Here is a 9,775-nt window from a genome sequence, read left to right on the forward strand (position 1 = left end):
GTCTGGATGCTCCAATACGTTTTCCTCGGCGGTGGCTTCGCCTTCGCGGCAGTGGTCCAGCCCGGTCCGCTCCAGGCGTTCTTGCTTTCGCGTGCGGCCGCTGCCGGCTGGCGGCGAACGCTGCCTGCCGCTTTCTCGCCCGTGCTCAGCGATGGCCCCATTGCGGTGCTCGTTCTGCTCGTCCTCGGCCGGCTTCCCGTGGCGGGTCAGCAGGTTTTGCGGACGGCCGGTGGTCTGCTCCTGCTCTACCTCGCGTGGGCGGCGTTTCGACAATTGCGCGACACCTCGGGCACTCGTGAATCCGGCCGCGTTTCGGCGCCGCGCACGCTGCTGCAGGCGGCGACGGTCAACCTGCTGAACCCCAGCCCGTACCTCGGCTGGGCGCTCGTGATGGGGCCGGCGTTCGTCAGCGCGTGGCGCCAGAGCGCCGGGCACGCGGCGGCCCTCGTCGTGTCGTTCTACGCCGTCATGGTGGCCGGCCTCGCGGGCTTCATCGTGCTGGCCGGATCGGCCCGCCTGCTGCCTCCACGGGGACAGCGCGCACTCGTCTTCATTTCCGCGGTCATCCTCGCCGCGCTCGGCGTCTATCAGTTCATCGCCGGCGTCTACCTGTGACCCATTGTTCTCGATCACCTACTTCCCGTTGCCACCCTTGTCGAATTTGACCGACCAGGCGGCCAGGGTCTTGTCGGACGGCATGAGCCCGCGGACCTCAACCGAGGCGCCCGCCGTAATGGTGGAGCAGATACCGCCTGAATAGGTGGTCATCGGGCCCGTGGTGACGTTCGTACCCTTCACAGTGAAGGTCACGGCCGGGCAGGCCCCGCTGACCGCGGCGACGGCACCCTCGACTTCGACCGACGAATCGGAGAGGTCGCGCACGTCGGCGAGGATGGTGGCGGTGCTGCCGCTCACCGAGAGGGTGACCTGCACGTGCTGCTGATCGGCGACGCCGGCCAGCATCGCGCTGGCGTTCACGCCCGTCGCGGTGAAATGAAGGCGGACATCGCCGGGCGGTACGTTGTTGAGCTGGAAATGAGCGCCCACTTTGGGCCGCCACGAACCGAGTGACCTCGCCCCGTGGCCTCTCCCTGTGCAAGGCAGCCACCCTCACGGTGTTATGCTTCCGAGGTTTGTGACCGGGCCCCTCTTGGGTCCGGCCGCGCACCCTCCTCGAGAGGCCGTCATGTTCAAACCGATTCTCAGTTCGTGTGTCGTTCTCACCCTGGTCATGACCGTGGCCGGATGTGCGCAGAAGCCGGAGGCTCCCGTGTCCCAGGTCAACCCGCTGCTGACGGAATGGACCACGCCGTTTGGCGCGCCGCCATTCAACGAGATCAAGCCGGAGCACTTCCTCCCTGCGTTCAAGGTGGCCATCGACGAGCAGCGCAAGGAGGTCGAACGCATCGCAGCGAATGCGGAGCCGCCGACCTTCGCCAACACGCTCGAGGCGCTGGAGAACTCTGGGGTGCTGCTTGGGAAGGTCCGAGCGGTGTTTCAGAACCTCTCCTCGTCGGAGACCAGCGAGGCGCTTCAGGCGGTCAACCGCGAGGTCGCGCCCATGCTGTCGGCCACTGCCGACGACATCCGGATGAACCCGCGGCTGTTCGCGCGCGTCAAGGCGGTGTGGGAACAGCGCGAGCGCCTGGGCCTCAGCGGGCCCCAGCGCAAGCTGCTCGACGACACCTACAAGGAGTTCGTGAGGAACGGCGCCAACCTCGACGCCGCGGGGCAGGCGCGCCTGCGCGCGATCAACACCGAGTTGTCCTCGCTCGGCGTGGCGTTCGACGAGCACCACTTGTACGACACCAATGCCTACCAGCTCGTGATCGAGCGGCGTGAGGACCTCGCGGGCCTGACGCCCGACATCATCGCGGCTGCGGCGGAGGCGGCGAAGGCCGCGAAGCTCCCGGGCAAGTGGGTGTTCGGCCTCCAGTCACCGAGCATCTGGCCGTTCCTCTCGTACGCCGACAACCGGGAACTGCGGCGGCAGATCCTCGCGGCCTACACGAGCCGGTGCGACCACGGCGATCAGTGGGACAACAAGAAGAACGCGGCGCGCCAGGCCGCGTTGCGCCTGGAGCGATCGAAGTTGCTCGGGTACAAGACGTTCGCCGACTTCGTCCTCGAGGAGGAAATGGCGAAGACGCCGGCGGCCGTCTACGACCTGTTGAATCGAGTGTGGGTGCCGGCGCGCGAGATGGCGATCAGGGAAGCAGCGGCCCTCCGGGAGATCGGTGCGAAGGCGCATCCCGGATTCACGCTCGAGGCATCGGACTGGCGCTACTACACGGAGAAGATCCGAAAGAGCCGCTTCGACCTGGACGAGGAGTCGCTGCGGCCGTACTTCTCGCTCGATCGCGTGCGCGACGGTGCGTTCGCGGTCGCCACCAAGCTGTACGGCATCACATTCACCCGCCGGACCGATCTCCCGATCTACCACCCGGACGTGGCGACCTTCGAGGTGAAGGACCGCGACGGCTCGCACCTGGGCGTGCTCTACACCGACTTCCATCCGAGGCCGGGCAAGAACTCGGGGGCCTGGAGCGACAGGTTCCGACCACAGTGGGTCATGGGCGGCCGCGACATCCGTCCCATCGCCACGATGGTCTGCAACTTCCCCCGCCCGGTCGGCGCCGCGCCCTCGCAGATCGGCCTCGAGGACGTCCGGACGCTGTTTCACGAATTCGGCCACGCCCTGCACACGCTGCTCAGTCGCGTGCGCTACCGCAGCCTGAACGGCGTGCCGACGGACTTCGTCGAGCTGCCTTCGCAGATCATGGAGAACTGGGCACTCGAACCCGACGTGCTGAAGCTCTACGCGACGCACTTCAAGACCGGCCAGCCGATTCCCGCCGACCTGGTTGCGAAGATCAAGAAGTCCGCGACGTTCAACCAGGGTTTCACCACGGTCGAGTACCTGGCAGCGTGCCTGCTCGACATGGACTGGCACACGCTGACGATGGCGGGGGAGCAGGACACGGCGGCGTTCGACAAGGCGTCGATGGAGAAGATCCGCCTGCTGCCCGAGATCGTCGTCCGCTACCGCAGTCCGTACTTCAGCCACGTCTTCGGCGAGGGCGGAGGCTACGCGGCCGGCTACTACAGCTACATCTGGAGCGAGGTGCTCGACAAGGACGCGTTCGAGGCGTTCAAGGAGAAGGGGCTGTTCGACGAGGCGACGGCCAGGGCGTTTCGCGTGCTGCTCGAGAAGGGCGGGTCCGAAGAGGCGATGGTGCTCTACAAGGCGTTTCGAGGGAAGGAGCCCAGCGTCGAGCCGCTGCTCAAAGCCCGCGGGTTGAAGTAGGCGACTCAGGCGAAAGAGGGGCGGTAGGGCCGCCAGGCGGCGGACGACGCCGTCGGCCGCCCCGATCCTCCCGCTATGCTCGAAGGTTGTCGGCCTGCCAGTTCTTGACGAGTTTCTTGATGACCTTTCGGTCTGTCAGACTCTGGTCGAGCACCTGGCGGGCCAGCGCGGGCAGTTCCTCGTCGCTCGCGAATCGCAAGGCCACCAACTGGTCCACGGTGAATCGGTCGATGGCAGGAGTCACCTCGGGCGGCAGCAGTCGGGCGAGGCGAAGCCGCATTTCGAGCCGGATCACGCGGTCCTGCACGGTCAGCGGGAACTGGCGGACGTAGACGAACAGCAGGAGCAGCGCGACGGCCAGCAGCAACTGCATGATCGTGTCGATACCCGAGGGCCTGACGACCCGGTACAGGCTCCAGAGCAGATTGATCACAAGAAGCCCGAACGCGACACCGTGGAATCCCGGTACGAAGCGGGCATGGTTCTCGAAGGTCTGTGGGCGATCGGCCATGACATCCTCCTGGCTTGCTATCCTCTCCACCGAGCGACGCCCCCTATGATACCGTTCCTTCGAACCACTCCGCTGACACTTCGTTGAAGCGCAATTCCAACCGTCTCCGTCAGCGCGACTCGCGGACCGACGTCGGTGTCGGCTGGAGATGAAGCCGCGCCGGCTCGGGGACCTGAAACAGTTATTCCAGTCGGGTCGTAGACACTTACAAAAGGTCGTCATCAGCCCTGCGAATTCAGCCCCGGCACACCCGAGGGTCGCGTGTGCCCGTGCTCGTCATCGAACGGCCCACGAGATTGAGGGGAAGAAATGAGACAGCTGCTTCGAATCCTGATCGTCATACTGGCCGTCGGGGTTACGGCTGGCGCCTCGGTCGCGTACGCGCAGGACGCCGCGATCCTCGACGCGCCGTTCGCCTTCAGGGTGGGCTCCGTCGTGCACCAGCCGGGCAAGTACGAACTGCGCCCGAACGGTGACCAGATGGGCGTCACTATTACGCCCCCCAAAGGCGCCGCGACGATGGCCCTGGTGGTGACGCGGCTGGCGGAGCCCGAGCCGCCCCTCCCGGACGGGAAGGTGGTGTTCGACAAGGTCGGCGAGTTGTACTTCCTGTCCGAGGTCTGGATTCCGGGCATGGACGGGTTCCTGCTGCACTCCGCGAAGGAGAAGCACAGCCACGTCAAGGTGAAGCTGACCAAGAAGGGCTGACCCTCTCTCCCCGCGCGGTTTCGCCCCGGCCGGCGTCCGGACGGTGACGTCCGGAGCGCAGGCCGGCATTGCGGCACGGCGATGCCGGACGCATCCTCGATGCGCCAGTGTGCGTGGGGGATCCCAGGCACACGGTCGTCGGCGGTTTCGTTCGAAACGACCGGCGACCGTGGTCTCCTCACCCGCCTGCGCCGTGACCCGCACCAACGCGTCGTCACGGCGACCGACTCAATCCCGCCACTGATCAACCGGCCGTTCGAGCTTGCGGCGTGCCGCCATTTGACGCGGCCTCGGACGCCGGTCCAACCTCCGAGCGCTTGTGCCAGGCCTCGTTGGGAGGCGTCGGCCGGACAGAGGCATCGGCCGGACTTGACATCTGGGTCCGGCAGCGCCAGAGTGTCCGCGTTCACCGTCACATTCCGGGTACGGTTCGTCACCTCGCGACTCCCTCGGAGGTCCCAGATGAATCCGCTACGCGCCCTGGCCGCTGCAGGCTCCTTCGCGCTACTCCTCGTTGTCGTGTCGGCTTCCGATGGATGGGCCCAGAACGCCCAGATCATCGGGAGCGTCAAGGACCAGTCCGGAGGGATCGTCCCCGGCGCCACCGTTACCGCGAAGAACCAGGAGTCCGGGCTCACGCGGGTCAATGTCAGCAATGAGAAGGGCGAGTTCCGCCTGCCCGCCCTGCCGCCGGGGATCTACAGCCTGACCGTGGAGCTGTCGGGGTTCAACACCGAGAGCCGGCCCGACATCCTGCTGACGATCGAGCAGACGGCCGTGGTCGTCTTCACGCTCAAGCCGGCGACCGTGGCCGAGACCGTGACCGTGACCGGCGAGGCGCCGATCATCGACACGAGCCGTTCCGACGTGGCCACGGCGGTGTCCAACAAGCAAATCCAGGACCTGCCGGTCGCCTCACGCCGGTGGATCGACCTCGCGATGCTCGTTCCCGGAACGTCGCAGGACAACATCCGGGGATTCTTCTACCGCGGGAACGCGAATATCGGCGGCGGTACCCGCGAGTACTCGAACATGTCGATGGTGGACGGCGTCAACAACACCTGGGCGGAGATGGGCGAGCCGCGCCAGAACTTTGCGATGGACTCCATTCGCGAGTTCAAGGTCTCGACGTCGAACTACAAGGCCGAGTACGGGCTGGCCACCGGCGGCGTCATGACGGTCGTCTCGAAGTCCGGGACCAACACCCTGCACGGATCGGGGCTCCTGTTCCTGCGCGATGCGTCACTGACCGCGATCGAGTATTTCCAGGAACTGCAGAACAAGCCGAAACCCGACTACCGGCGCTATCAGTACGGGGCCACGATCGGCGGCCCGATCGTCAAGGACAAGACCCATTTCTTCTTTGCGGTCGAGGCGACCAAGGAGAAGCAGTTCTTCACGGTGTTCGCCGGCGGGCTCTGGCCGCAGTACGAAGGGACCTACCCGAGCGACCAGAACCGGTGGACGTACACGGCCAAGGTCGATCATCAACTGAATTTGAGCCAGTCCATCTTCGTGCGGGTGGCGCAGGAGAACGAGTATCGACCGATCATCACGAGCGGCGGGCGCACCCACCCGACCGCCTCGTTCGATTTCGCCGTGCCCCGCCAATCTGCGGTCGTTGGCCATACCTGGGTCATCAACGACCGGATGCTGAACGACGCCCGCTTCCAGTATGCCTACAGCAAGTACGAGGTGTCGGCGCCGTACAGCCACGGGTCGCTCCAGCCGGGTGACTTCGGGACGAACCGGACGGGGCTGTGCTCGACGGTCTACAGCTACCCATCGATCATCGTGGGTGGCTGCGGCAACAGCCAGATGGGGCCGGAGCGCCGATGGGAGATCAAGGACGACTTCTCGATCCTGAAGACGGGCTGGGGCGGAACGCACCAGTGGAAGCTCGGGTTCGACATCAGCTACATCCCGTTCGAGGCCGACAACCTGGGCGTTCCCCTCGGCCAGTACAACTTCCCGAAGGACAAGCCCTACGATCCGAACGACAAGACCACGTGGCCCATCCAGTACACGGAGAGCCTGCCCCGATACGCAAACGTGCCCACCAAGCACTTCGCGCTCTACGTGCAGGACGACTGGGAGGCCCGCGCAGGTCTGACGCTCAACCTCGGGATCCGCTACGACCGGCAGATCGGCTCGTTCAACGAGAACCTGCCGCACCTGCAGGACCTGGTCGCCCAGCGGATTCCCGGGGCCGGATACCCGGCCGGGACCGACTGGTTCAACACCTGGTACAAGGACTCGCAGAATCGAGGCGACGCGAACAACTTCGGCCCGCGGATTGGGTTCGCCTGGGACCCGACATCGAAGGGACGGCTCAACGTCCACGCGGGGTACGGGGTCTTCTACGACAACGTTCGGACCCTGATGAACATGGACGAGATCTGGTGGCCGCAAACCCAGCAGATCGTCATCAGCAATCCGACGTTCGGCAACCCGTTCGGTGGCAAGCCGCGGTCGTCCTACCTCCAGACGCCGAACATGTGGGTGATGGATCCGGGCTTCAAGAACGCGTACGCGCACCAGGTCAATTCGGGCTTCACGTACCTGCTGACACGCAACATGGCACTGAGCGCCGACATGCTGCTGACCTACCGCAAAGGAGACCTGGTCGATCCCACACGCCCGGATCTCAACCTGCCCGACCCGGTCACCAAGGTGCGTCCGTATCCGCAGTTCGCCCGGGTCTCCCAGTTGAGATCGGGACAGGACAATGAGTACAAGGCCCTGCTGCTGAAGCTCGATAAGCGGCTGAGCCGGCGGTATCAGTACATGGTGTCGTACACCCTCGCCAAGGCGACGGACATCATGCCGCGCAACACGCAGGGCGACTACTACGGGTTCCAGGAGATCACCAGCGCCTCGGCGGCCGATCGTCGCCACCGCCTCGTGGTGAGCGGTATCGTGCAACTGCCGTACGGCGTCCAGGCGTCCGCGATTGCCGACTTCCGCTCGAAGCTGCCGTTCAACCCGGCCTCGTCGCTCGACATCAACAAGGACGGCTACTCGGGCGACAACCCGCCCGGCGTCGCGTTCCGCAGCGGCTGCGGTTCGCTCGACCTCAACGCGATCAACACGTTCCGGGCCTCGCGGAGCCTGGCGCCGGTCTCCGATGGAGACATCGCCTGCCCGAGCTTCATGAACGTCGATGCGCGCGTCTCGAAGATCTTCACCTTCGGGAAGACCTCTCGAATCGAGCTGATCGCCCAGCTGTTCAACGTGTTCAACCGCGCGAACTTCGCGACACCCGCGTCCAACCCGGGCGCCGCCGATGTTCCGGGGAAGCCGCCCACGTTCGGTTCGGTGAACGCCATCCTCGCGAACATCAACGCCCCGTCGCGCCAGGCGGAGTTTGCGATCCGGTTCCAGTTCTGAGGGCGAGGGTCGGGGCCGGCTCATCGCCGGTTCGACACTCCAGGCAGGAGGTTTGTCATGACGCTGATCGACGTTCTGAGGCAGGAAGCTGAGGTCATGTACGGCACCACCGAGGCGCTGTTTCGGCGGGTTGAGCCGGGCATGCTCGCGTGGAAACCGGCCACCGGGCAGAATTGGATGACCGTCGGCCAGGTGCTGATGCACTGCACGAGTTCGTGTGGCATGTCCATGAAGGGCTTCATCACCGGAGACTGGGGATTGCCGGACGGCGTACGCTTCGAGGACATGAAGCCCGAGGACATGTTGCCTCCCGCCTCGCAATTGCCCACGGTCGAGAGCGTGAAGCAGGCGCTGCAGCTCCTCGCGCAGGATCGAGCGCTGGCCATGAAGCAGCTCGGTGCGCTCGACGAATCGAAGCTGCTCGCGGACCGTTTCCCTGCGCCCTGGGGTGGCCCGAAGGTCACGCTCTTCCAGCACCTCTACAACATGATCGGGCACCTGGGCCAGCACAAGGGGCAGTTGTTCTACTACCTGAAGCTGTCGGGCCAGAACGTGAACACGGGCGATCTATACGGAATGTGAAGCGCGGGAAGGAGAGCCGCACCGGACGGAGCGGCGGCGGGCCTGGCCGCACGTGACGGCCTCGCGGACGACTGGGCCCGTATTGCCAGGAGGTTCCTCGATGACTGCCGTGGAACGACTCCTGGAGCGTCGAGCCCGATGGGGCAGCACTCGCGCCGTGCGCTCTCCTGGCCCGAGATGATCCACCGCGTCTGCTCGTTCACGACCCACGCGCCGGTCTCCCCGAGCGCTCCCTGCTCCTGATCGCCCGCCGCCATCTGTCCGATCCCGTCCGCGATCCGACCTTGGCCTTCGGTGAACTCGAATCCTGGCGTCCACGGCAAGCGCCTTGACACGATTCGAACATTCAACCATATTGTTCGATGAGTTGAACAACGATACCCCCCTCCCGGACACTTCACGCTGGAGACGCATCAATGACCGCTGCCGAACGTCCTCGAACGAGAGCCGACTCGACACTCGGAGACTCCGACTACGTGGCCAGGCAGGAGCAGATCCGGACGAGGGCCCGGGAGATCTTCGCCCGGCACGGCTATCGGAAGACCACCATCGAAGACATCGGCAAGGCGTGCGGGCTCGGCAAGGCCGCCTTGTACCACTACTTCTCCAGCAAGGAGGAGATCTTCGCCGCGGTCGTCCGAGCCGAGGGCGATAAGGTGCTCGCGCAGATTCGCGCCGCCGTCGGCGCGGCGGGCGACCCCAGGGCCAAGCTCGTTGCGGCGCTCAGGACGAGTTTCAGGGCGGTCAGTGCCAGAGTCGGCGAGATCATCGAGAACAAGGGCGCCGCGGAACTGAGGGAGTCGCTGCCGCTCGCGGCCCGGTACCTCCAGCACCTCCTCGACGAAGAAGTCGAGATCCTTCGGAAGATTCTCGCGGAAGGCGCGCGTAGGGGCGTCTTCAAGAAGATCAGTTCGCCATCTGTCCCGCTGCTCATCATCTCCGGCCTGCGGGGCGTCGAGTCGCACCTCCTCGACTTCGAAGACCCGCCGCAGCTGGACGATGCCATTGACGCGATCCTGGAGCTCTTCCTGGAAGGACTCTGCCGATGAGATGCCACGACGCGAACCTTTCCTCCGTTCCCGTCTTCCGAACGATCGCCTGTCTCGCCTTCCTGCTTCCAGCGGCCGGCTGCACGCGGCCGGCGACTCTGCCTCCGGCGCCCGTGCCGAACGTGGTCGCGGCGCCCGTGGTTGTGGGCGATCACGTAGAACCGCAGCTTTCTGAACCGCGGTCGACGTGTTGCGAATGAATCCTTCCTGGATCGGTCTTCTCTCCTG

Annotated in this window: 8 protein-coding genes; 6 read left to right on the forward strand and 2 right to left on the reverse strand. The window is 65.4% G+C overall.

What is annotated here, in order from left to right; translation table 11 throughout:
• The first annotated feature begins 6 nt into the window (after positions 1 to 6).
• Positions 7 to 615, forward strand: a complete 609-nt coding sequence (locus tag VGK32_12005; protein ID HEY3382487.1) for a LysE family transporter — start codon at positions 7 to 9, stop codon at positions 613 to 615.
• Positions 616 to 633: 18 nt separating this feature from the next.
• Here VGK32_12005 and VGK32_12010 read toward each other — a convergent pair whose 3' ends face one another.
• Positions 634 to 1,047 (reverse strand): DUF5666 domain-containing protein, encoded by a 414-nt coding sequence (locus tag VGK32_12010; protein ID HEY3382488.1) that lies wholly within the window; start codon positions 1,045 to 1,047, stop codon positions 634 to 636.
• A 139-nt stretch (positions 1,048 to 1,186) separates the two neighbouring features.
• On the opposite strand from VGK32_12010, the gene VGK32_12015 reads away from it, so the two are divergent.
• The gene (locus VGK32_12015; protein ID HEY3382489.1) at positions 1,187 to 3,307 is read left to right on the forward strand and encodes a M3 family metallopeptidase; all 2,121 of its coding nucleotides are present in this window, start codon (positions 1,187 to 1,189) and stop codon (positions 3,305 to 3,307) included.
• A 73-nt stretch (positions 3,308 to 3,380) separates the two neighbouring features.
• Here the strand turns inward: VGK32_12015 and VGK32_12020 are convergent, their stop codons facing one another.
• Positions 3,381 to 3,818 (reverse strand): DUF6526 family protein, encoded by a 438-nt coding sequence (locus tag VGK32_12020; protein HEY3382490.1) that lies wholly within the window; start codon positions 3,816 to 3,818, stop codon positions 3,381 to 3,383.
• A gap of 309 nt (positions 3,819 to 4,127) precedes the next feature.
• Here VGK32_12020 and VGK32_12025 point away from each other — a divergent pair, with 309 nt between their 5' ends.
• From VGK32_12025 to VGK32_12040, 4 genes are all read left to right on the forward strand, one after another.
• A complete protein-coding gene (locus VGK32_12025; protein HEY3382491.1) occupies positions 4,128 to 4,526 on the forward strand; it encodes a hypothetical protein in 399 nt (132 codons plus the stop codon).
• A 462-nt stretch (positions 4,527 to 4,988) separates the two neighbouring features.
• Complete coding sequence (locus VGK32_12030) at positions 4,989 to 7,916, forward strand: carboxypeptidase regulatory-like domain-containing protein (GenBank protein HEY3382492.1); 2,928 nt, start codon at positions 4,989 to 4,991, stop codon at positions 7,914 to 7,916.
• 57 nt (positions 7,917 to 7,973) lie between these two features.
• Positions 7,974 to 8,498, forward strand: coding sequence for a DinB family protein (locus VGK32_12035; GenBank protein ID HEY3382493.1), 525 nt, complete (start codon positions 7,974 to 7,976; stop codon positions 8,496 to 8,498).
• 416 nt (positions 8,499 to 8,914) lie between these two features.
• Positions 8,915 to 9,547 (forward strand): TetR/AcrR family transcriptional regulator, encoded by a 633-nt coding sequence (locus VGK32_12040; GenBank protein HEY3382494.1) that lies wholly within the window; start codon positions 8,915 to 8,917, stop codon positions 9,545 to 9,547.
• Positions 9,548 to 9,775: the final 228 nt, after the last annotated feature.

The sequence above is a fragment of the Vicinamibacterales bacterium genome (genome assembly GCA_036504215.1).
In the GTDB taxonomy this organism is placed as follows: domain Bacteria; phylum Acidobacteriota; class Vicinamibacteria; order Vicinamibacterales; family Fen-181; genus FEN-299.